28 protein-coding genes and 1 tRNA gene are annotated in these 23386 nt (G+C 34.7%); 24 read left to right on the top strand and 5 right to left on the bottom strand.

The genetic code is table 11. From position 1 onward, the window contains the following. Positions 1-27: 27 nt before the first annotated feature. Positions 28-648 carry a YggS family pyridoxal phosphate-dependent enzyme gene (locus CSUIS_RS04550; protein WP_086297429.1) on the bottom strand — a complete coding sequence of 207 codons (621 nt, stop codon included), beginning with the start codon at positions 646-648 and terminating at the stop codon, positions 28-30. Continuing rightward, positions 649-1755 (bottom strand): RIP metalloprotease RseP, encoded by a 1107-nt coding sequence (gene rseP, locus CSUIS_RS04545; protein ID WP_086292700.1) that lies wholly within the window; start codon positions 1753-1755, stop codon positions 649-651. A gap of 124 nt (positions 1756-1879) precedes the next feature. Here rseP and rpe point away from each other — a divergent pair, with 124 nt between their 5' ends. From rpe to acpS, 18 genes are all read left to right on the top strand, one after another. Further along, positions 1880-2521, top strand: coding sequence for a ribulose-phosphate 3-epimerase (rpe, locus tag CSUIS_RS04540; protein WP_086236646.1), 642 nt, complete (start codon positions 1880-1882; stop codon positions 2519-2521). Positions 2522-2536: 15 nt separating this feature from the next. Beyond that, complete coding sequence (locus tag CSUIS_RS04535; RefSeq protein ID WP_086297427.1) at positions 2537-3340, top strand: 3'-5' exonuclease; 804 nt, start codon at positions 2537-2539, stop codon at positions 3338-3340. 1 nt (position 3341) lies between these two features. Beyond that, positions 3342-3983 (top strand): hypothetical protein, encoded by a 642-nt coding sequence (locus CSUIS_RS04530; protein WP_086236648.1) that lies wholly within the window; start codon positions 3342-3344, stop codon positions 3981-3983. 4 nt (positions 3984-3987) lie between these two features. Further along, on the top strand, positions 3988-4521 hold the full coding sequence (locus tag CSUIS_RS04525) for a rhomboid family intramembrane serine protease (protein WP_418229005.1): 534 nt from the start codon (positions 3988-3990) through the stop codon (positions 4519-4521). After that, entirely contained in the window at positions 4518-5306 is a 789-nt protein-coding gene (locus CSUIS_RS04520; RefSeq protein WP_086297425.1) for a ferritin-like domain-containing protein, read from the top strand. The genes CSUIS_RS04525 and CSUIS_RS04520 overlap by 4 nt, the downstream gene beginning before the upstream one ends. Continuing rightward, positions 5303-5788, top strand: coding sequence for a SixA phosphatase family protein (locus tag CSUIS_RS04515; protein WP_086297423.1), 486 nt, complete (start codon positions 5303-5305; stop codon positions 5786-5788). The genes CSUIS_RS04520 and CSUIS_RS04515 overlap by 4 nt, the downstream gene beginning before the upstream one ends. 98 nt (positions 5789-5886) lie before the next feature. Beyond that, complete coding sequence (locus tag CSUIS_RS04510) at positions 5887-8079, top strand: NADP-dependent isocitrate dehydrogenase (RefSeq protein ID WP_086297421.1); 2193 nt, start codon at positions 5887-5889, stop codon at positions 8077-8079. Positions 8080-8082: 3 nt separating this feature from the next. Further along, positions 8083-8982 carry a lactate/malate family dehydrogenase gene (locus CSUIS_RS04505; protein ID WP_086297419.1) on the top strand — a complete coding sequence of 300 codons (900 nt, stop codon included), beginning with the start codon at positions 8083-8085 and terminating at the stop codon, positions 8980-8982. Between the two features lie 191 nt (positions 8983-9173). Further along, a complete protein-coding gene (locus tag CSUIS_RS04500) occupies positions 9174-9479 on the top strand; it encodes a 4Fe-4S binding protein (protein ID WP_086224495.1) in 306 nt (101 codons plus the stop codon). 9 nt (positions 9480-9488) lie between these two features. Next, entirely contained in the window at positions 9489-10610 is a 1122-nt protein-coding gene (locus CSUIS_RS04495) for a 2-oxoglutarate synthase subunit alpha (RefSeq protein ID WP_086236653.1), read from the top strand. Positions 10611-10612: 2 nt separating this feature from the next. Next, a complete protein-coding gene (locus CSUIS_RS04490) occupies positions 10613-11458 on the top strand; it encodes a 2-oxoglutarate ferredoxin oxidoreductase subunit beta (RefSeq protein ID WP_086236654.1) in 846 nt (281 codons plus the stop codon). Beyond that, positions 11455-12009, top strand: coding sequence for a 2-oxoacid:acceptor oxidoreductase family protein (locus CSUIS_RS04485; RefSeq protein WP_086236655.1), 555 nt, complete (start codon positions 11455-11457; stop codon positions 12007-12009). The genes CSUIS_RS04490 and CSUIS_RS04485 overlap by 4 nt, the downstream gene beginning before the upstream one ends. 122 nt (positions 12010-12131) lie before the next feature. Then, positions 12132-12617 (top strand): flavodoxin domain-containing protein, encoded by a 486-nt coding sequence (locus CSUIS_RS04480; protein WP_086297417.1) that lies wholly within the window; start codon positions 12132-12134, stop codon positions 12615-12617. A 21-nt stretch (positions 12618-12638) separates the two neighbouring features. Further along, on the top strand, positions 12639-13262 hold the full coding sequence (locus CSUIS_RS04475) for a trimeric intracellular cation channel family protein (protein WP_086236657.1): 624 nt from the start codon (positions 12639-12641) through the stop codon (positions 13260-13262). A 3-nt stretch (positions 13263-13265) separates the two neighbouring features. Then, positions 13266-14420: an aminotransferase class III-fold pyridoxal phosphate-dependent enzyme gene (locus tag CSUIS_RS04470; protein ID WP_086297415.1), complete on the top strand. Its 1155-nt coding sequence runs from the start codon at positions 13266-13268 to the stop codon at positions 14418-14420. After that, positions 14417-15283 carry a fumarylacetoacetate hydrolase family protein gene (locus CSUIS_RS04465; RefSeq protein WP_086297413.1) on the top strand — a complete coding sequence of 289 codons (867 nt, stop codon included), beginning with the start codon at positions 14417-14419 and terminating at the stop codon, positions 15281-15283. The genes CSUIS_RS04470 and CSUIS_RS04465 overlap by 4 nt, the downstream gene beginning before the upstream one ends. A 41-nt stretch (positions 15284-15324) precedes the next feature. Continuing rightward, a complete protein-coding gene (gene fliL / locus CSUIS_RS04460; RefSeq protein WP_086236660.1) occupies positions 15325-15834 on the top strand; it encodes a flagellar basal body-associated protein FliL in 510 nt (169 codons plus the stop codon). Further along, positions 15831-16190, top strand: a complete 360-nt coding sequence (gene acpS / locus CSUIS_RS04455; protein ID WP_086297411.1) for a holo-ACP synthase — start codon at positions 15831-15833, stop codon at positions 16188-16190. Before fliL ends, acpS begins: the two co-directional genes overlap by 4 nt. Positions 16191-16212: 22 nt before the next feature. Here acpS and glnA read toward each other — a convergent pair whose 3' ends face one another. The 3 genes from glnA to CSUIS_RS04440 all read right to left on the bottom strand — a co-directional run bounded on the left by glnA (position 16213) and on the right by CSUIS_RS04440 (position 18668). Continuing rightward, complete coding sequence (gene glnA / locus CSUIS_RS04450) at positions 16213-17640, bottom strand: type I glutamate--ammonia ligase (protein ID WP_086236662.1); 1428 nt, start codon at positions 17638-17640, stop codon at positions 16213-16215. 87 nt (positions 17641-17727) lie between these two features. Next, positions 17728-18507 (bottom strand): histidinol-phosphatase, encoded by a 780-nt coding sequence (locus tag CSUIS_RS04445; RefSeq protein WP_086297409.1) that lies wholly within the window; start codon positions 18505-18507, stop codon positions 17728-17730. Positions 18508-18591: 84 nt separating this feature from the next. Continuing rightward, positions 18592-18668 (bottom strand) — tRNA-Arg (locus CSUIS_RS04440). Positions 18669-18822: 154 nt separating this feature from the next. Here CSUIS_RS04440 and CSUIS_RS04435 point away from each other — a divergent pair. Genes CSUIS_RS04435 through CSUIS_RS04410 form a run of 6 tightly spaced genes read left to right on the top strand, consistent with a single transcriptional unit; the run spans position 18823 to position 23381 of the window. After that, entirely contained in the window at positions 18823-19548 is a 726-nt protein-coding gene (locus CSUIS_RS04435) for a chemotaxis protein (RefSeq protein ID WP_086236664.1), read from the top strand. Continuing rightward, the gene (locus CSUIS_RS04430; protein ID WP_086297407.1) at positions 19545-20813 is read left to right on the top strand and encodes a peptidase U32 family protein; all 1269 of its coding nucleotides are present in this window, start codon (positions 19545-19547) and stop codon (positions 20811-20813) included. Before CSUIS_RS04435 ends, CSUIS_RS04430 begins: the two co-directional genes overlap by 4 nt. Beyond that, positions 20814-21320 carry a 5-(carboxyamino)imidazole ribonucleotide mutase gene (purE, locus tag CSUIS_RS04425; RefSeq protein WP_086236666.1) on the top strand — a complete coding sequence of 169 codons (507 nt, stop codon included), beginning with the start codon at positions 20814-20816 and terminating at the stop codon, positions 21318-21320. Beyond that, positions 21317-21805, top strand: a complete 489-nt coding sequence (locus CSUIS_RS04420; protein WP_086297405.1) for a DUF3972 domain-containing protein — start codon at positions 21317-21319, stop codon at positions 21803-21805. The genes purE and CSUIS_RS04420 overlap by 4 nt, the downstream gene beginning before the upstream one ends. After that, positions 21802-22659, top strand: coding sequence for a glycine--tRNA ligase subunit alpha (glyQ, locus tag CSUIS_RS04415; RefSeq protein ID WP_086297402.1), 858 nt, complete (start codon positions 21802-21804; stop codon positions 22657-22659). The genes CSUIS_RS04420 and glyQ overlap by 4 nt, the downstream gene beginning before the upstream one ends. Next, the gene (locus CSUIS_RS04410) at positions 22656-23381 is read left to right on the top strand and encodes a Nif3-like dinuclear metal center hexameric protein (RefSeq protein WP_086297400.1); all 726 of its coding nucleotides are present in this window, start codon (positions 22656-22658) and stop codon (positions 23379-23381) included. The genes glyQ and CSUIS_RS04410 overlap by 4 nt, the downstream gene beginning before the upstream one ends. Positions 23382-23386 lie beyond the last annotated feature (5 nt).

Genomic DNA, 23386 nt, shown 5'->3' with positions numbered 1-23386 from the left:
TCTAGCAGACCTTAAATAAAAAATATTTTAGCTATATAAAATTGTCCCAAGTCTTACCATATTTGAGCCACACTCTATAGCTAGATTAAAATCCCCACTCATTCCCATTGAGCATATTATCGCTCCTTGTGGTTTTAGCTTTTCAAATATCTCTTTAGTGATTTCAAAACTCTGTTTAATCTCTTTTTCATCATCGCTATTAGCACCTATACTCATCACCCCGATTAAATTTAAATTCATACATCTATCTTTAATCTCTTTATAAACTTCTATAGCATTTTTAGGATCAACGCCTTGTTTGGTTTCTTCTTTGGCAGAGTTTATCTGAAGTAGGGTATCAAGCTTATAATTTAGCCTTTTATCCACCTCAAGTGCTATCTCTAAGCTATCGCAACTTTGCCATAAAGCTGGGTGAAGTGATATGAGTTGATTTATTTTATTACTTTGTAAGCGACCTATAAAGTGCCATTTAATATCCAAATTTGATAGAATTTCGCTTTTTCTTTTTAGCTCTTGGACTCTATTTTCGCCAAATTCTCTAGCACCTTGATTATATAGTGTTATTACCTCATTTTCTGTTACATTTTTGCTTACAGCAATTAATCTTGCCTTGCCATTAATCTGCTTTAAAATAGTATCTAAACTCATCTACTCTCCTGCTAATCTAACTATATCATTGATTATGGTAAATGCCATTAAGGTAAAGAGCAACGCCATAGAAGCATAGCTAAGAGTTACAAAAACACGCTCATTTACCGCTTTTTTAAATATCATCTCATAAAGATTAAACACTATATGGCCGCCATCAAGCACTGGAAGTGGAAGTAAATTTAATATACCCAAATTCACTGATATTAAAGCAACGATTATTAAAAGCACAGATATGCTGATTTGACTAGCCTTAGTAGTGATATCAGCCATAGCGACAATCCCGCCCATCTGATTTACTGGGACTACTCCTGTTATTAACTTTTCTAGCCCTTTATATATTAGCGTTGATGCTTTAATTGTCTCATCATATGCAAATTTAATGCTATTAAAGCCAGAATTATATATAGTTGTAGTTTCTCCACTTGGAGTAATGCCAATTAGTGGGGTGTTTATGGTCTCGCCAAATATATTTTTACTTTGGCCAATTTGTGGAGTTAGCGTTATATTGATATTATTATCTCCACGCTTGATAAGTATATTTGTAGGCTCTGTTGATATATGTTTTTTTATCTCATCCCACTCCTCAATTTTAACCCCATTTATAGCTAGAATTCTATCATTTGTCTCTATATTAGCACTTAGTGCGGCTGAATTTGGCAATATAGTGCCAACAACTGGTGCTAATCTCTCAACCCCGATAAATCCAAGTGCTATATATAAGATAAAAGCTAATAATATATTAAAAAATGGCCCAGCAAATAAGATTATAATTCTTTTTAATGGGCTTAGTGTGTTATAGCTATCACTATCGTAATTTTTATCCTTTGGATTTATATCATCTTGCCCTTTTAATTGGACATATCCTCCAAGCGGAATGGCGCTTAGGCAGTATGTGGTATCGCCAAATTTTTTGCTATAAATTTTCTCCCCAAATCCTATGCTAAATGTCTTGACAAAAACTCCAAAATATTTAGCAGCCAAGAAGTGCCCAAGCTCGTGAAAAAATATAAGAAATGATAGTGCTAAGATAGTTACTCCAAAGTGCAATCCCCAATACCAAAAACTAGCTATTAAAAGCATTGAAACAAATATTAAACTTCTCAAATTCCACCCTTATAAAAAATTGCGTTAGTATAACAAAAAATATATAATAACCCACAATTATAAAGGTAATTTTATTATAATTTGAGTAAAATAACGCATTTAAATAAATTTTTAAGGTAGAAAAATGTATGTAGCCCCAAGTATTTTATCAGCTGATTTTGGTAAGTTAGCCCAAGAGGTAAAAGATGTCTGTGAGGCTGGGGCTGATTTAATACACATAGATGTTATGGATGGGCATTTTGTGCCGAATTTGACAATTGGCCCACTCGTTGTAGATGCGGTGGCTAAGGCATCTACAAAGCCACTTGATATTCATTTGATGGTTGAGAATGTGCCGTTTTTTGTGGATCTATTTTTGCCATTAAAGCCTAAATTTATCAGCTTTCATATAGAAGAAGAGAAGCACCCATTAAGGCTAATTGATCATATCCGTCAGCACGGCGTAAGCCCAGCTATAGTACTAAATCCACACACGCAAATAAGCTCTTTGGAGTATATAATAAATGAGATTGATATGGTGCTTTTAATGAGTGTAAATCCTGGATTTGGCGGACAGAAATTTATCTCTTCAGTTTTATCTAAAGTTGTGCAATTAAGAGAGTTGATAGAAGCAAAAAATGCTAAATGTATGATAGAAGTTGATGGTGGAGTAAATGGTCTAAATATCTCAGATTTAGATAATGCTGGCGTGGATATTGCGGTGGCTGGAAGCTTTATTTTTGGTAGTAATGACTATGCTGGGGCGATTAGGGCGTTAAAAATTTAGTAATAAAGAGTAAATTTGAAAGATAAATTAGATAATTTTATAAATTTATTAGCGAAAACTAATCTAAATTATTATGATTTTTTGCAAAAAGCAGGTGAGATAAAAGAGCTTACTGATATTATAGAGCCAAGGAATTTAGCTGATTGGCGACTTTTAGGTCTTGAGCTAGAGCGTTTAGATAATGGTAAAATAGCTATGCCAACTAGATTTAGAGATCTTAATGAGCAGGTTTTTTGTATCGTTGATATAGAGACAAGTGGCGGGATAAATAGCGGTCAAATCATCGAGATTGGTGCGGTTAAAATACAAGGTGGTAAGGAGATTGGTAGGTTTGAAACCCTAGTTTGGGCTAGCGAAATTCCGCAAAATATTAGCGAACTAACTGGAATTTATCAATTTGATTTAATAAACGCACCAAGATTAGCAAATGCACTTGAGAGCTTTAGGCTATTTTTAGCTGATTCTGTATTTGTAGCTCATAATGTTAAATTTGATTATGATTTTATAAGCATTAGCCTTACAAGGCTTGGATTTGGAATGCTATTAAATCGTAAAATTTGCACCATTGACCTAGCTAGAAGAACGATAGAATCAAATAGATATGGATTAGGAACGCTTAAGCAAATCTTAGGTATAGATAATGCTCATCATAGAGCTTTAAATGATGCGATTGCTGCGTGTGAGATATTTAAAGAGTGTATAAAGAGATTACCATGGCATATACAAAGCGTAGAAGATCTCATACTATTTAGCAAAACAGCAAAGGTTTTACGAATTCCAAATATAGTAGAACAAGTAAATTTATCTAAGCAAGTTTAAGATGAGACTATTTATATTTTTAACTTTTACTATTATCTTTAGTGGATGTAGCATAAAATCCATAGATACTCAAAGCACCCAAAATATACAAGATATTAATATAAGAAATCAAGAGGCATATCAAAATCATATGAAAGAGTATGAATACACCCTAAATTTAAGTAAATATATAGGCAAAAAATCCGCAGATTGCTCCGCTTTAATCACTACTATAAGCGTAAAAAATGATGATATATACTCTCTAAGCGATTTAAGCTTGTATTATAGTAGAGATGGTCGCCGCTCACAAGCTATTTATAATCTTTATAAGAGTAAAAACCAGATTAATCACCACCTAGCTAGTCCTGGCGATTTAATATTTTTTAATAATACTACAAAATCAACAAGAGGCAAAAAGAGTCACAATATCACCCATATCGGAGTGGTAAAAAAGATAAAAGATGATGGAACAATAGTATTTTTACACAATCTTAAAGGAAAAAATGTTTTAAGTGTGATGAATTTAGAGTATAAGGATTTTCATAAAGTAGATGGCAATAAAGTAAATGCCTACATAATAGCAAATTGTAAAAGCTCAAGCTGTTTGGTCTCAAATAGATTTTCTGGCTTTGGTAAGATTAGCAAAGATATAGCGGTGAAATAATTTGATTAATACAGGGAAATTACAATTTACAGCAGCGATAATAGCGTTAAATTGCGTGGTATATTTTTTAGAGTATTTTGTCTATAATCCTTATGAATTTGGGATAATTTTTGGGCTTAATGAGCTATTTTTTGCTGGGGCTTATTGGCAGATTATTACTTCTATGTTTATCCATGGCTCTTTTATGCATATTTTGATGAATATGATAGTGCTTTATCAGTTTGGAATGCTACTAGAGAGCTATTTGGGGTGGATTAAATTTGGTATTTTATATATATTTGGCGGGATTATAACTGGATTTTTAAGCCTTTTTTATCTATTTATACAAAATGTAAATTTAGTCGGTGCTAGTGGGGCTATATCGGTGCTACTTGGATTTTTAGCTTGTATTGATAAATTTAATCGCAAAGGGCTTATAATCGTTATATTGTTAGTTAGTTTTGCACCGCTTTTAACGGGGATTAGTGTGGCTTGGTATGCACATTTAATAGGATTTGGCGTGGGGTATTTGGCTGGATTTTTAAGGGTATTTAGATGAGATTTTTTGATGAAATTTGGGAGTGTATGAACTGCTCTAATTTGGAGCAAAAATTTGATAAATTCAATCAAATTTATAGGAATTTTCAAAGCGATGATATTAATTTCAACAGCGATATTTTGCCACTAAAAGAGCCTAGCTATGCTAAATTTTGTAATGTCAAATCCATGAAAGATATAAAGCAAAACCGCACAAATGAAGCGTTTTTACACTCTATAGCTCATATTGAGTATAGTGCGATTGATATTGCCTTAGATTCGTGCTATAGATTTAGAAATTTGCCTATGGAGTATTATAATGATTGGCTAGAAGTAGCAAGCGATGAGATAAGGCACTTTAATATGATAGTGCAAAAAATGGATATTTTAGGTGTAAAATATGGCGATTATGCCGTCCATGATGGGCTATTTATCGCTTTATTAAAAACCCAAGATTCACTCATAAATCGTATGGCGATTTTGCCTAGATATATGGAGGCAAATGGCCTTGATGCTAATCTATTTATGATGCAAAAGCTAAATTTAAATGGCGATAAAGATGGGATTTTAGATATATTAAGAGTGATTCATCAAGAGGAGATTAGCCATGTTAGCAAGGGTGATAAGTGGTTTAAATTTGCTTGTGAGGCTAATGGGGTTGATCCAAATTCGTGGATTGATATAGTGCGAGAGTGCTATCCAAGGGCATTTGAAGCCAAAAGAGCATTAGATATAGAGCATAGATTATTAGCAGGATTTAGCAAAGATGAGCTTGATAGAATTCAAAAATTTCAGGAGAGAGTATGAAAATTATATATTTTATCCGCCACGCAAAGGCTAAAAAAATCGCCGCTACTGACTTTGATAGGGCACTTAACTCTAAGGGCAAAAAGGCTGCAAAATTAATGGCTGGAAGATTAAAAAGCAAAAAGATACTACCAGAGCTTATAATCTCATCGCCAGCTAAACGAACAGCCAAAACGGCTAAAATCATAGCAAAAAATATAAATTTCAATGGCAAAATAAAATTTGAAAAATCCCTATACGAAGCTAATACGCAAGATTATTTAAAGCTCATATGGCAGATTAATAATTCTTTAAATAGTGTATTTATCACAGGACACAATGATACTCTAACTCAAATTTGCGAAATTTTAAGCGATAGTCATATTGGCAATATTCCTACTGGTGGGGTTTTTGGGATTGAGTTTGATGTGAAGGAATTTAAGGAGATAGGGGCTAGAGTTGGGCGAGTTTTGCTCTTTGACTACCCAAAAAAGATAGAATAAACTTAAATTTAGATTAATTATAAAAATTATTTATAGTTTAATGGTTTAATTTAGTTAAAACTTGATAAAATAAACAAAATTTTAAATAAAGGACATAAATGGCAGATATAATCTACACTTACACAGACGAGGCGCCAGCTTTGGCTACATTTTCACTTTTACCGGTTATTAAGGAGTTTTTAAGTCGTGGTGGTATTACCATAGATACTATGGATATATCTTTAGCTGGTAGGATTTTGGCAAATTTCCCTGAAAATTTAAAAGATGATCAAAAAGTCCCAAACTACTTAGAAATTCTAGGTGAAATGACTAAGGAGAAAACGGCAAACATCATCAAACTTCCAAACATTTCAGCATCACTTCCACAGCTAAATGCAGCTATTGCTGAGCTTCAATCAAAGGGCTTTAATGTGCCAAACTATCCAGAAAACCCAACTAACGAAAAAGAGACTGATATCAAAGCAAGATATGCTAAAGTTTTAGGAAGTGCGGTAAATCCAGTTTTAAGAGAGGGTAACTCAGATAGAAGATGCGCTGGTGCGGTAAAAGCTTACGCCAAAGAGTTTCCACATAAAAATGGCGCTTGGGATAGTAGCATTAAGACAAGAGTGGCGTATATGGATAGTGGCGATTTTTATGGTAATGAAAAATCAGTAATAGTCAAAGATTCAACCGAATTTAAGATCGAATTTACAGACAAAAATGGCAATACAAAAGTGCTAAAAGATGGTATAAAAGCAGCTGCTGGAGATGTGATTAGTGCTACATTTATGAGTGCGGCAAAACTAGATAAATTCATTGCTAAAACCATAGAAGATGCTAAAAAAGAGTCTTTACTATACTCAGTTCATCTAAAAGCTACAATGATGAAAGTAAGCGATCCAGTTATGTTTGGTCACTTTGTAAAGGTATTTTTCGCTGAAATTTTTGATGAATTTGGTAGCGAGTTAAATGCAGCTGGAGTAGTGGCAAATAACGGCTTAAAAGATCTATTTGCTAAGATAGAAAATCTACCTATAAAAGATAAAATCATAGCAAAATATAATGAAATTTTAGATAAAAATCCTGATCTAGCAATGGTAGATAGCGATAAAGGAATTACAAATTTACATGTTCCAAGTGATGTTATCATCGATGCATCTATGCCTGCTATGATAAGAAATAGCGGTAAAATGTGGAATAAAGATGGCAAAACAGCTGATACACTAGCGGTTATTCCAGATCGCACATATGCGACTATTTATGAGGCTACAATTGATGATTTAAAGGCAAATGGAGCATTAAATCCAGCTACTATTGGTAGCGTTTCAAATGTAGGCTTGATGGCTAAAAAAGCAGAAGAGTATGGTAGTCACGATAAGACATTTATCGCTAGTGAAGCTGGTAAATTCATAGTTAGTAGTAGCAGTGGCGATAAAATGGAATTTGAAGTTGAAGCTGGCGATATTTTTAGAGCTATGCAAGCAAAAAGCGAAGCTATAAAAGATTGGATTAAACTTGCGATTAATAGGGCAAAAGCGACACACTCAGCTACAATTTTCTGGTTAGATAGCGCTAGAGCTCATGATGCTAGTATGATCAAAATAGTAAATTCAGAGCTTAAAAACTACGATTTAAGCGGTCTAGATATTAGCATTGCAGCTCCAACTGAAGCGATTAAAAAGTCAATTTCTATAATACGAACTGGCAAAGATGCTATTAGCGTAACTGGTAATGTATTAAGGGATTATTTAACTGATTTATTCCCAATTTTAGAGCTTGGAACAAGTGCAAAAATGCTATCAATAGTCCCACTTTTAAGTGGTGGCGGTCTATTTGAGACTGGTGCTGGTGGTAGTGCGCCTAAAATCGCTCAACAATTAATAGAAGAAAATCACCTTCGCTGGGATAGCTTGGGCGAATTTTTAGCCCTTGGTGCAAGTTTAGAGCATTTAGCTAATGTAAGCGGCAAAAAAGAAGCAGCCATCTTAGCTAAAACGCTTGATAAAGCAATTGCGAGCTATTTAAAAAATGACAACTCTCCACGCAAAAATGTGGGAGAAAATGATAATAGAGGTAGCCATTTCTATTTAGCACTATATTGGGCTGATGAACTAGCTAAAAGTGAGTTATCTTCTAAATTTACGGCTATCGCACAAGCTTTAAATGAGAATAAATCTGCCATTACAAATGAGCTAAATGGCTCTCAAGGAAATAGGGTAGATGTCGGTGGATACTATATCTTTGATGATGCTAAGGTATCAGCCGTAATGCGTCCAAGTCAAATTTACAACCAAGCTATTAAGAAATAAGTTGTGAAAATCGCAATAATAGGCGCTGGAAATGTAGGAGCTAGCATTGCTAGTCTTCTCATTTCTAAGCAGATGTGTGATGAGATCGCACTTATTGATATTAACCAAAATTTAGCTAAAGCCAAGGCGATTGATCTATCGCAAATGGCAATTGCCTTAGGTGTAAATATTAGCGTAATTAGTGGCGATGATTACAAGCTTTTAAGCGATTTTGATATTGTGATAATAACTGCTGGAATGGCTAGAAAAGATGGACAAAGTAGAGCAGAACTTGTCAAAATTAACGCTGATATAGTAGCCAAAGCATCTAATAAAATCGCTAAATTTGCTCCAAATTCAATAATAATCGTAGTAACAAATCCACTTGATATAATGGTTTATGTAGCTTGTAAGGCTAGTGGCTTTGATAGAAGCAAGGTTATAGGAATGGCTGGCGAGTTAGATAGTGCTAGACTTAAATTTGCCTTGCAAAATCATCTAAAGAGAGATATGAGTAGCTCAAAATCCCTTGTAATAGGTATGCATAGCGATAGTATGATACCATTAATCGATGAAAATTTAAGTGATAGCGAGCTAAATGAGATTAAATCTAAAACCATAAATGGCGGAGCATTGATCGTAAAATTGATGAATACATCTGCATTTTATGCTCCAGCAGCTGGAGTGATAAATATATGCGAAGCATTGATAAATGGTAGTACAAAGGTGCTTAGCTGTTCGGTTTTAGACTCTAATTTTATAGCATTTAGTCGCCCAGTGGTTATTGATAGAAGTGGAGTAAAAGAGATTTTGGAGTTAAATTTAAAATCAAAAGATAGAGAAATTTTGGATAAAAGCATAGAAGAATTTATAATTTATATTAATAATCTTAATATAAATAGTGCTAATTTTAACTTTAGCTAAAGTTATTATTTTAGTTTTTTTATTTATCTATTTTATTAACTTTTTTAAGATAAAGTAGCACAAAAGTTTTTAAATTTGATTTTGCATTTGGCAAAATTTGGTGTTTATTTGCTTGATTTCAAGCAGTTTAGTCGCTACGATTGTAGCTAGAATTTTATTTAAGTTGTACTTAAATTTAATAGGAGATAGTAATGATAGAACAACCGCTTAATACAGCTGTTTGGGTAGATGAGAGTAGGTGTAAGGCTTGCGATATTTGTGTAAGTTACTGCCCTGCTGGTGTTTTGAATATGAAAGAAGATATTCACGCTATTCAAGGAATGATGATAGAAGTCAGCCACCCTGAATCGTGCATTGGCTGTAGGGATTGTGAGCTTCACTGCCCTGATTTTGCTATTTATGTGGCTGAAAAAGGATTTAAATTTGCTAAACTTAGCCCTGAGGCTAAAGAGAGAGCTGCGGCTATTAAGGCAAATCATTTTAGGAAAGTTAATTAAGGATATTAGATGAGAGAGTTAATAACAACAGGAAATGCTTTAGCGGCAAAAGCAGCTATTGAGTGTGGCTGTAATTTTTTTGGTGGTTACCCTATTACTCCATCAAGTGAGATTGCGCATGAATTAAGCGTAGCGTTACCAAAAAATGGTGGCAACTTCATTCAAATGGAAGATGAGATTGCTGGTATTTCAGTAGCACTTGGTGCTAGTATGACTGGGGCTAAAGCTATGACAGCAAGCTCAGGGCCTGGTATTTCACTAAAAGCTGAGCAAATTGGCCTTGGATTTATAGCTGAAATTCCATTAGTAATTGCAAATGTAATGCGTGGTGGCCCATCAACTGGTCTTCCAACTCGTGTGGCTCAAGGTGATATTTTACAAGCTAAAAGCCCAAGCCATGGTGATTTTTGCTCTATTGCAGTAGCACCTGGCAATTTAGATGAAATTTACACTGAGACAATAAGAGCATTTAACCTAGCTAATAGATTTAGCACTCCAGTATTTTTACTTCTTGATGAAACAATCGGTCATATGCAAGGCAAGGCTAGCATACCAGAATTAAGTGATATAAAAATTGAGCCTAGACGCGAATTTAAAGGCGACCCAGCTGATTATAATCCATATGAAGCAAAAGAAGATGAGCCAGCTACGCTAAATCCATTCTTTAAAGGTTATCGCTATCATATTACCGGTCTTCATCACGGCCCTACAGGCTTCCCTACTGAAGATGGTAAAATAGTAGATTATAATATTAAAAGATTGTTTAATAAAATTCACGCTCATCTAGATGAAGTTATCAAATTTGAAGAGTATAAGCTAGAAGATGCTGATATATGCATTATCTGCTATGGAAGTGTGAGCTTAGCAGCTAAAGAGGCAGTTGATAAGTTAAGAGCTGAAGGGATAAAAGCTGGTATATTTAGACCGATTACACTATGGCCAAGCCCAGAGGCAAAAATTAAAGAGATTTGTGCTAAATTTAAAAATATCTTAGTAACTGAGCTAAATATGGGGCAATATCTAGGCGAGATACAAAGATGCTCTTTAAGAGATGATTTTAAAACACTATTAAAAGCAAACGGCAGACCAATTAGTCCAAGCGAAATTATTAGTAAAGTCAAGGAGTTTTAATTATGGCTTTTAATTATGATAACTATTTAAGAACAAGCAAAATGCCGACACTTTGGTGTTGGGGTTGTGGTGATGGCGTAATTTTAAAAAGCGTTATCCGTGCTATAGATGCTATGGGATGGAATATGGATGATGTTTGCGTAGTAAGCGGTATTGGATGTAGTGGGCGCTTCTCAAGCTATGTTAATTGCAACACTGTCCATACTACTCACGGCCGTGCGATCGCATATGCTACAGGTATCAAACTAGCAAATCCAGATAAACATGTAATAGTAGTAACTGGTGATGGCGATGGCTTGGCAATTGGTGGTAATCACACAATTCATGGATGTCGTAGAAATATAGATATTAATCACATTTTGATCAATAACTTTATTTATGGTCTTACAAACTCACAAACAAGCCCTACAACTCCACAAGGATTTTGGACTGTTACAGCACAATGGGGTAATATAGACCCAAATTTTGATGCTGCGAAGTTAGCAACAGCTGCTGGAGCGACATTTGTGGGTCGTGAGACTGTTATTAATCCAACTAGAATTGAAAAAATGCTAATAGAGGGCTTTAAACACGAAGGCTATAGCTTCTTTGATATATTCTCTAACTGCCACATAAATTTAGGTAGAAAAAATAAAATGGGTGAAGCCACACAAATGGTAAAATGGATTGATGAGAGAACTCTACCTAAGGCTAAATTTGAATCATTAAGCGATGAGGAGAAAAAGGGTAAATTCCCTACAGGTGTGCTATTTAAAGATGATACTCATATGGAGTATTGCAAAGCTTATGCTAAAGTAAAAGAAGCAGCTCAAAACAAGACAAAAATCAACTTTGAGGAGATAATATGAGTTTAGCAGAGTTAAGATTTGTTGGGGTTGGCGGTCAAGGTGTTATCCTAGCTGGAGAGATACTCTCAGCAGCCAAGATTGAAGCTGGTGGATATGGCGTTAAGGCTTCTACATACACATCTCAAGTTCGTGGCGGTCCAACTAAGGTTGATATTATCTTAAGCGATGAAGAGATTAAGTATCCATATGCGAATGAAGGCGAAATTTGCTTTATGTTAGCAACTGCTCAAAATAGCTATAATACCTTTAAAGATGGGGTTAAAGATGGCGGTATAATCGTAATTGAGCCAAATTTAGTTAAGCCTAGCGAAGAGGATAAAAAACGCTGGAAAATATATGAAATTCCAATTATTTCAATTGCTAAAGATGAAGTGGGTAATGTAATTACTCAAAGCGTTGTGGCTCTTGGTGTGGCTGTTAAATTTACAGGCGTGATGGATGAAGAGATTGTAAGAAACAAGATGCTAAGCTCAGTTCCTGATAAGGTCAAAGAGGCAAATAATAAAGCTTATGATTTAGGACTCTCATACGCTGCTAAATGTATGCAGTAAATACTTTTTAACCAAAGCCTAAATATTGGCTTTGGTATTCTATTACAATAATTAATTAAGCAGATTTTAGAGTTTGCTTTGATATAATCTAACCTTTAAATTTACCCTTATAAGGAAATACAATGGCAAAAATTGGTATAGTATATGGCTCAAATGCTGGAGATACTAAAGCTGTAGCAGAGTATATAGGTAAAAATTTTGATAGCGAGATAATCGACGCTAAGGATTTAACGCTTGAATTTATAAATCAATATGATAGATTGATTTTTGCAGCATCTACTCATGGTCATGGGGAGTTGCAAAAGGATTTCAAAGCTAAATTAGATTTAATTAGTGAGGCTGATTTTGGTGGTAAGACTTTAGCCCTTGTAGGAGTTGGTGGCACTATCAAACATCCTACTACATTTCTTGATGGCTTGGTAGAGTTTTTACCATTAATTCGTGGCGCTAAACTTGTGGGTGCAACTGATATTGATGGATATGTGTTCAAAAACTCACTATCATTTATCAATGGCAAATTTATAGGTCTTGCAATTGATTATAAAAATGATGAAAATTGGCAAAAAAGAGCCGATAAGTGGGTTGAATCTATCAAATCTGAGTTTTAATCTTAAAGCTTAAAATTAGCTATGGAAGCCTTTTTATTTGCAGAGTATGTCGGTATCGCATCAGCATCTTTGAGTGGCTTTTTATTTGGGATACGCAGGGGTTGTGACTGGCTAGGTGTATTTTTGGCCGCATTTTTAACAGCACTTGGCGGAGGGCTAATCCGTGATGTTATAGTCGGTCGCCCTGCGTACTCTTTTACTCACTATATTCCTGTTTGTATAGTTTTATCTGTTATGATTTTAGCTTTTTTACTGAAATTTCATAAAAAAGATAGAAATAATTTAGATAAAAAATTTATATTTATTATGACTGACGCTGTAGATGTAGTAAGCTTTTCTATTGTTGGTGCTATTGTATCTTTGGAGTTTGGTCTTAATATTTTTGGTGTAATTATGGTGGCATTTTTTAATGGTGTTGGCGGTGGGATTATACGAGATATGCTATTAAATGAGGTTCCATGGTTTTTAAAAACTGGATTATACGGCACAATTAGTATGGGGGTTGGGGCGATATACTATTTTATGTATTTAGCTGAGCTAACTAGCATTTATTGGATATTTGCTCTATTTATATTTGGTGTTGCATGGCGGCTTGTAGCATATTATAGAAATTGGAATTTGCCGCAAATTCACTATAAGGATTGATTTATGCTGATGAATAACTATAGTAGAGCTAGTGTTAGTTTTGTGCGTGGTAAAGGTGCTACTTTGTGGGATAAATGTGGTAAAGATTATATAGATTTTGCTAGTGGGATTGGGGTTTGTGCTTTGGGTCATAGCCATAAAGGTGTAGAAAAAGTCATCTCAAAACAGGCTAAAACACTACTTCACACTTCAAATTTATATAATATCACTCCACAATCTAAACTTGCCGATAAAATCTCAAATATGCTAGGTGGTGGATATGAGCTATTTTTTGCTAATAGTGGTGCTGAGGCAAATGAGTGTGCGATAAAATTGGCTAGAAAATTTGGTTTTATTAAAGGCCGAAAAAGCGAAATTATCAGCCTTAAAAACTCATTTCATGGCAGAACTATCGCAACTTTAGCGATGACTGGTCAGGATAAATTTCATCCAGATGAATTTGGGGCTTATCCAGATGGATTTAAATTTTATGATGATATAGATGAGATTATTAAAAATTTAAATCAAAATACCGCAGCTGTGATAATTGAGCTAGTCCAAGGTGAGGGCGGCATAAATCCGCTTGATAAGGCTAAAGTCCAAGAGTTAGCTAGGATTTTAAAGCAAAGAGATATTTTGCTTATCACTGATGAAGTTCAATGTGGTATCTACCGCACAGGGGAGTTTGTAACATCTAAATTATATGATATAACGCCTGATATTATTACATTTGCTAAAGGACTTGGCAATGGAGTGCCAATTAGTGCGTGTGCAAGTAGGGTATCTATCTTTAAGCCAGGAGATCATGGAAGCACATTTGGTGGCGGATTTTTGGTAACTAGCGTGGCTGAATATGTGCTTAGCCAATTAAGCAGATTAAAAAATAGTGGAAAATTGGATAAAAAAATAGCTAAATTTGAAAAAAATTTAGATAAATTAGTGGAGCAAAATAGCGATATTTTTCTTAAAAGAGTTGGTCTTGGATTAATGCAAGGCATAGTGGTTAAAGATAGCAATTTATTAAGCAAAATAGTATCAAAAGCTTTAGAATGTGGGGTTTTGGTATTAAGATCTGGTGATAGTACCTTAAGATTTTTGCCACCACTAAATTTAAGTAAAAAAGAGATGAAAGATGGTTTTACTAGATTAAAACTAGCAATTAGCGAGATTAAAAAATGAGGCTTTTAACTTATAAACAAGATAATCAAATTAAGCTTGGCGTATTGAGCGCAAATGGTGGAGTTATAGATATTAGTAGCGTTGGAATAGATAAAAAAGATATGAATGATTTGATAACCACTCTAGATCAAGCTCAATATCAAATTCTAAATGAATTAAGCTTAAAAAGCGGTGGCGAGCCATATAATAATATCCATATATTATCGCCGATTTTAAGCCCACTTCAAGATATTATCTGTCTTGGGATTAATTATATGGAGCATGCTAAGGAGTCATATAGGTTTAAAAAGATTGAATTTGATGGCAAGAGAGAATTTCCTGTATATTTTGGTAAAAGGGCTAACTATATTTTGGGTGATGGAGCTGTATTTCCAAGCCATAGCCAGATAACTCAAACGCTAGATTATGAAGTGGAGCTAGCATTGATTATTAGTAAAGATGCTTTTAATGTTCCTATTAATAAGGCTTTAGAGTATGTCTTTGGCTATACAATTTTAAATGATATTAGCTCACGAGATATTCAAAATAGATATAAGCAGTGGTATTATGGTAAAAGCTTAGATGGCTCAACGCTAATGGGGCCTTGGATTGAGACTGACCTTGATATATCAAATTTAAAAATTAGCTCAAAAGTAAATGGCGAGCTAAGGCAAAATGCAAATACCGTAGATATGATATTTGATGCAGCATATATAATAAGTGATTTAAGTGCAGGTATGACTTTAAAAGCTGGCACAATAATATCACTTGGCACGCCAAGCGGAGTAGGTATGGGCTTTACTCCGCCAAAATATCTTAAGAAAGGCGATGTGATAGAGTGTGAGATAGAAGGCATTGGGGTATTGAAAAATATAGTTGGCTAATAGTCTTATTTAGATAAATTTAAATTAAAAAAGGAATCAAAATGGCAGATGAAGATATAAAATTAGAGAGTAAGAAAAGTCCGGTGGTGCTAATAGCTATTATTGGCGTGGTTGTATTTTTATTAATTATTGGGATAATTGTTGTTATGCTTTTAATGAGTGGCGGAGATGATAAGCAAGTCTCTCAAGCCGCCAATGTCCCTCCAACTCAAGTAGCACCAAAACAACGCTCCAATGATTTTTTTAATATCGGTCCAGTCTATCCGATGGAGCAATATGTCGTAAATTTACTTAGCGAAAGTGGCACTAGATACCTAAAAACCACAATGAATTTAGAGCTAAGCGAAGAGGCTTTAAGCTCAGAAATAGATAAAAAACAAGCATTAATCAGGGATATTATCATAAGAAGTCTATCAGCTAAAACATATGAAGATGTAAGCACAGCCAAAGGCAAAGAGCGTCTAAAAGATGAGTTAGTAACTAGAATAAATGAGGTTCTAAGAGATGGATATATTAAAAATGTCTTTTTTACTGATTTTATCGTTCAATGATAGGCATTGATATTGTAAGCATAGATAGGATCGCCAATGCTAAAATAAGGCATGGTGAGCTATTTTTGCGTAAATTTTTAAATAGTAGCGAGATAGAAATTGCTAAGAGTGATGCTACTATAGCTGGGTTTTGGGCTGCAAAAGAGGCTATTAGCAAGGCTCTTGGCTGCGGAATTGGAGCAGAATTTAGCTTTAATGACGCTACCATATACAAAGATAGCAAAGGTGCTCCAAAGATTAAATTTGTCAAACACATAGAGAGTAAATTTAATATCAAAAGCTCATCGCTTAGTATCACGCACGATGGCGGATTTGCGATTGCTGCGGTTATTATTGAAAGACTAAATTCCCATTGAGCCTTAAGCCCAATGGGTTAAATTAGCAAGAATATACTGTTTTAAACTCAAATGGAGTAGGGCGTTGCTCATATGGCCATACTTGAGTTTCAAATTTATAGTGTTGATATGTATCTATAAAGTGCTCTGTCATTATAGCGCTTAAATATTTATTATCACGGATTACAGCTTCTAAGCTTCCTCTTAGTGTATGTGGTAATTGCTCAATTCCACGCTCTCTAATCTCATCAAGAGTTAGCTCAAATAGATCCTCGTCCATTGGCCCAACTGGCTCAATTTTATTTTTGATACCATCAAGTCCTGCCATCAGCATTGCTGCAAATGCTAGATATGGGCAAGCGGTGCTATCAGGAAATCTAAACTCAGCTCTTACGCTTTTTTCACCTGATCCATATGGAATTCTGCAACTAGCACTTCTATTTTGGCAAGAGTATGTTAAAATGCTTGGTGCTTCAAATCCAGGAATTAATCTTTTGTAGCTATTTGTGCTTGGATTGGTAAATGCTGCAACGCTTCTAGCATGTTTTAACACCCCACCAATATACCATCTAGCCATATCGCTTAGATTAGCGTATGTTCCAGCTTTATAAAATAAATTTTTACCATCTTTCCATATGCTTTGATGGACATGCATACCGCTACCATTATCGCCATATAGTGGTTTTGGCATAAATGTGGCTGTTTTGCCATTTAAATGAGCTACCATTTTTACTATATATTTATAAATTTGCACATTATCGGCAGCTTCTACTAATGTTCCAAATTTCACACCTATTTCGCCTTGACCTTGAGCAACTTCGTGATGCACCACAAAGGTCTCAAGACCTACTTGTTCTAGCACATTTACCATTTCAGCTCTTAGATCTACCATTGAATCAATTGGTTGAACTGGATAGTATCCGCCTTGTGCTCTTGGGCGATGACCGCTATTATAACCATCTTTATAGTCTTTAGCGTCATTCCATTCGCCCTCTTCAGTATCTACTTCATACATAGCACAATTTTGTTTATCGATAATTCTTACATTATCAAAGACAAAAAACTCATTTTCAGGTCCAAAATACGCAACATCGCCAATTCCGCTATCTTTTAGGTGTTGCATAGCCTTTTTAGCGATTGAGCGAGGGCATTTCTCATATAGATCATTTTTATATATATCATATACATCGCATATTACGATGATTGTTGTATCGGCAGTAAATGGATCTAAAAATGCAGTCTCAACATCAGGTATAAGCATCATATCCGACTTATGTATAGGCTGCCACGCATCAATTGAACTACCATCAAATGGAATTCCCTTAAAAGAATCTACATTTATTGCTTTAATATTATATGATACGTGATGCCATGTTCCTTTTAGATCAGTAAAGCGAAAATCAACAAATTTAACCTCATTTTCATCACAATATGTGAAAAATTCGCTAACGCTATTAACAAATCTACCCATAGGCAAACTCCTTAAAAATTAAAATTTTCACATTATAGCATAAAATAGCAATTTTAATTTTAAATTTATATTGAAATCTATACTATTTTAAATTTTTACCATTTTTTTCTCACGATTTTGGTATATTGCAACCTCGTTATAACCAAATTTTTTAGCTTTTTCTATAGTTTTATCCATATTTAAGCCAACATGTTCTACGCAGTGAGCATCGCTAGATAGAGTAATATCAATACCCATCTGACTCATCATCTCCAAAATTTCATCTCCAGGATAAATTTCGCCCACTGGTTTGCGAAGTCCAGCGCTATTTAGCTCTATACTCATACCGCTTTTTTTGATCTCTTTTAGAGCATCACTAGCGATAATTCTAATATCTTTTTTAGGCTTATAGTTAAAAACTTTGATTAAATCAATATGACCGACTATATCGAATTTACCATATCTTGCCATATCTTTGATAGCATTAAAATAGTCTATATAAATTTGATCAATATCTCTATTTTTATACTCTCCGATAAACTCAGGATTATCAAATCCCCAGCCATTTAAAAAATGCACCGAACCAATGAGATAATCAACCTTAGCTCCCATCACTCGCTCATCTATAAATCCTGGTAAATAATCCACCTCATAGCCAAAAAGAATCTCCATCTTGCCTTTAAATTCAGCTTTAACCATCTCAATTGACTCTTTATAATCATCCATATCCTTAAAGCTCATTCTATATTTTTGATCAAAATTCATCGGTGCGTGGTCGCTAAATCCATAATATTTACACCCTTGATTAAACGCAGCCTTAGCATACTCAATGGGCGTCCCAGTAGCGTGATTACAAAGTGGGGTGTGGTTATGTAAATCTACAATCATAAATAATCCTTGAAAATATCAATAATATTTATAATTATACAAGATGAAAGATTAAATATAAATTTGGATAATAAAATAATAAAATGGTGCGCCCTAGAGAATTCGAATCTCTGACCTTTTGAACCGCAATCAAATGCTCTATCCAGCTGAGCTAAGAGCGCACTTTAAATTTAAGAGTTAGAATTATACTAAATCATTTCTTAAAATTAGCAAAATTTAAAATATTTTTTTGAAATTTATATGAATTTGATAATGTAAAGCAAAATTTATATAAATTTAGATACAATCACGCAATTATGTTCTTAAGGAGTTCTTATGACGCAAGAAGAGTTAGATGCGTTAATGGCTGATGATTTAAGCGATTTAGGTAATAGTATAGATGATATAGATAAGATTGGTCTTGATAATGAGGCAAATTCAAAAGAAGACGCTGATAGTGTAGTTCAAGATGATGGGCATATTATAACGCATGATAATTATAGGGTAAGCTCTACTGCGGCTTGGCCACCACCACCACCGACAGACGATCACAAAGTAGTTCATCAGCTTGATGATGTTACGAAAGATTCAGAAAAAAAAGCCACAGAGATGTTTGATAAGCTTGAGACTATTAGTGGATTTTTCGCAGATGCTGAAGGCGTATCAAATGATATAAAAGCTGGTATAGCAAAAAATCTAGAAATATTTGAAAATCTACACTCTAAATTCCCTAATGTAGCGGCATTTGAAGAGCTTTTAGAGCTTAATAAAAATTTAGATACCAAGCTAGATGATACGATAAATAGCCTTCAAATGGGACAAGATGAAGTTATGATGACTATGGATATGATGCAATATCAAGATATTCATCGCCAAAAAATAGAGAGAGTTATTAATGTAATGCGCGCTTTGAGTAAATATATGAATAGCTTATTTGAAGGTAAAATAGATGATGATAAGCGGGTTGGCTCTGCTATTCATATAGATGGGGATACTACAACCGAAGATGTTGTAAGTAACGCCGATATAGAAGCTTTAATTGAATCATTGAGTAAAAAGTGAAAAGACCAGAACTTTTAAGCCCAGCTGGGAATTTAACCAAGCTTAAAATCGCTTTGGCTTATGGGGCTGATGCGGTTTATGCTAGTGTAGGTAACTTCTCTTTGCGTCAAAGAAGTGCGAAGGAATTTAATCTTGAAAGCTTTGAATATGGTGTAAAATTAGCCCATAAAAGCGGGGTAAAATTTTACGCTACAATAAATGGATTTCCATATAATACTCAGCTTGATAATCTCAAAAAACATATTAAAACTATTAGCGAATTTGGCGTAGATGCCTTTATTATCGCAACTCCAGGAGTTATGAAACTTGCTAAAGAGATTGCTCCAAATATTGAGATACACCTTTCTACACAAGCAAATGTAATGAATTATCTTGATGCTCAAATTTATCACGATATGGGTGCTAGTAGGATTGTCGCTGCTCGTGAGATGAGCCTAAAAGATGCGGTGCTAATAAAAGAGATGATACCAAGCTTGGAATTAGAGATATTTTGCCATGGGTCAATGTGCTTTGCATACTCTGGTAGATGTCTAGTCTCAGCAGTCCAAAGCGGTAGATTAAGCAATCGTGGAAGTTGTGCTAATGATTGCAGATTTAACTATGAATTATACGCTAAAAGCCCAGATAATGGGGCGTTATTTCGCCTAGAAGAGAGCGAGCATGGCACACATATAATGAACTCTAAAGATCTAAATTTAAGTAAGCATATAGAGAGAATCATTAAAACCCAAGCCATAGATAGCCTAAAAATAGAGGGTCGCACAAAAAGCGAGTATTATGTTGCTTGTGCGACAAAAGCCTATAAGATGGCAATTGATGATACTATAGCGGGTAATTTCCGTCCAGAAATTTATGAAGCTGAGCTAAATACGCTTAAAAATAGAGGCTTTAGCGATGGCTATCTCATTCATAAGCCTTATGAGAGAGAAGATACGCAAAATCATATAAATAGCATAGAAGAGGGCACTCATCAAGTCCATGCTATTAGCACTGATGGGGTTAGCTTTAAAACCAAATTTAAGATAGATACCAAGCATGAATACGAGATCTTTGCTCCTGTTAATGCTGTGATAAATAGCGTAGAGAATGAGCTAGGAAGTATCTATAAAAAAGATGATAAATACTATGTAAAATTCAAAAAATTAATAAGCACAAAAGGCAAAGAATTTGATGAAATTCATAGTGGAAATGAGAATGAGATTAGGCTTCCTGCTAATTTGCCTGAGTTTAGTTTTTTGCGTAAAGAGATTATAAAAGGAGAGTAGATGAAATTTATAAGCATTATAATGGGTAGTAAGAGCGATTATGAGATTATTAGTGAAACGGCTAAGATTTTAGAGGAATTTGATGTCAAATATGAGATGATTATTAGCTCAGCTCACAGAAGCCCAGCTAGAACTCATCAATATGTAGAAGATGCCGATGCTAGGGGTGCGGCTCTATTTATATGTGCAGCTGGTATGGCAGCTCATTTAGCTGGAGCGGTATCGGCTTATACTATTAAGCCAGTTATTGGTGTGCCTATGGGTGGATCAGCTGTAAATGGCGTAGATGCGCTATACTCCACAGTTCAAATGCCAGCTGGCATACCAGTGGCGACTTTGGCAATTGGTAAGGCTGGAGCTAAAAATGCTGCGTATTTAGCAATGCAAATTTTAGCCCTAACTGATGAAAATTTAGCAATAAAATTAAAAGAAGATAGAGAGAAACAAGCTAAATTATTAGAGGCAGATTCTAAAAAGATCGAGGTGCTTCTAGGTGGTGCTAAATGAAAACATATCTAGCTATTGATGAGTTTTGTCAGCTAGTTCATTTAAAACGAGAAGTTGTAGATGGCATGATCCAAAGAGGTGCATTAAATACAAAAATAGATAATGATATAGTCTATATAGAGGCAAATGAAGGCACTATGAGCGTGGTGCCAACTAGCAATGGAGAGATGGTAGTAAGCGGAGAGCCTTATAACTTGCCTGGAGAGAGCTTTGTAGAAAAGACCATTGGGACTATTTTAAATTTACACGAAAAAGTTTTAGACGCTAAAGATGAGACGCTAGATGCACTTAGAAATGAGAATAAATTTCTCAAAGAGGCTTTATACTCCATGCAAGAACTATATGATGAAGATAGAAAAACCGTAGAGACGCTTACTAATCAGCTTAAATTGGCTCAAGAAGAGGTTGAGTTTTTAAAGAGAAAATATAAGCTAATGTGGAATAAAGCAATAGAGAATTTTAATGACAATAAAGGAAATTTATGACATTTAGCCAGATAATTTTAACTCTTCAGCAGTATTGGAATGAGCAAGGTTGCATTGTCGTCCAACCATATGATATGCCAGCTGGTGCTGGGACATATCATCAAGCTACATTTTTACGCTCTTTAGGAGATAAGCCTTGGAATGTGGCATATGTAGCTCCATCTAGACGACCAACCGATGGTAGATATGGTCAAAACCCAAATAGACTTGGTAGCTACTATCAATTTCAAGTAATAATGAAACCAAGCCCAAAAAATATCCAAGAGCTATATCTAAAAAGCTTAGAAAGGCTTGGATTAGACCTTAAAAAACATGATATTAGATTTGTAGAAGATAACTGGGAGAGCCCAACTCTTGGTGCGTGGGGCTTAGGCTGGGAAGTTTGGCTAGATGGTATGGAGGTTACGCAATTTACATATTTTCAGCAAGTTGGCGGAATACCTTGTGAGGTAGTTAGCGCAGAAGTAACATATGGAATCGAACGCCTGGCTATGTATCTTCAAGATAAAGATAGTGTTTATGATATTATTTGGGATGAGCATAATTCAAATGTAGTAACCTACGGCGATGTCCATAAACAGAGCGAATTTGAATTTAGCAAATATAACTTTGAAATAGCTGATACTGCTAAGCTCTTTGATTGGTTTGAGTCATACTCTAATGAGTGTAAGGCGATTTTGGAGCATGGGTTGGCACTTCCAGCTTATGATTATTGTATGCTTGCGGCACATACTTTTAATGTGCTTGATGCTCGTGGGGCGATTAGCGTTACGCAAAGGCAAGATTATATCCTTAAGATTAGAGAGTTGGCTAAGGGTTGTGCTATGGCTTATAAAAAGAGTTTAAATAGGTGAAAATATTTGAAATTTACGCTATTTTAGATAGTATAGCACCATTTGAACTACAAGAGAGTTGGGATAATTCTGGATTAATCATAGGTAGCATGAATGATGAATTTGATGATATTGTGCTTAGCTTGGATTTAGATAGCACTATTGTGGCTAGTGCTAAGCCAAATACGCTTTTTATCACTCATCATCCGCTTATTTTTAAGGGGTTAAAAAGAGTTGATAGTAGCAAATATCCATCAAATTTAATCAAAATGATGATTAAAAAGGATATTAGCCTAATCTCAATGCATACTAATTATGATAAGGTTGTTTTAAATCGATTTGTCCTAAGCGAGATTTTGGGTTATCAAGATTATGAACAATATGGCGATTTTATACTTAAATTTGAGGTAAATCAGAGCTTTGAAGAGTTTGTATCTAGGATAAAATCTAAATTAAATTTACCAACTTTAAGGGTTGTCAAGGGGTCTGAATTTATAAAAACGGCCGCAATTTGCACTGGAAGTGGGAGTGAATTAATTGGTAGCTTTGAGGCTGATTGCTTTTTAAGTGGTGACTTTAAGTATCACACAGCACTTGAATCTTATGAGAATTCGCTTAGCTTGATTGATATAAATCATTTTGAAAGTGAGCGATATTTTGGGGAGTCGTTGGCATTTTACTTGCAAAAATTTAATCTTTTTGCTACAATCACAAATTCAATAAATCCATTCGAATATAGATAACTAAA

The organism is Campylobacter porcelli (genome assembly GCF_002139855.1).
Classification (GTDB): domain Bacteria; phylum Campylobacterota; class Campylobacteria; order Campylobacterales; family Campylobacteraceae; genus Campylobacter; species Campylobacter porcelli.
This window is presented reverse-complemented; position numbering and strand designations above follow the sequence as displayed.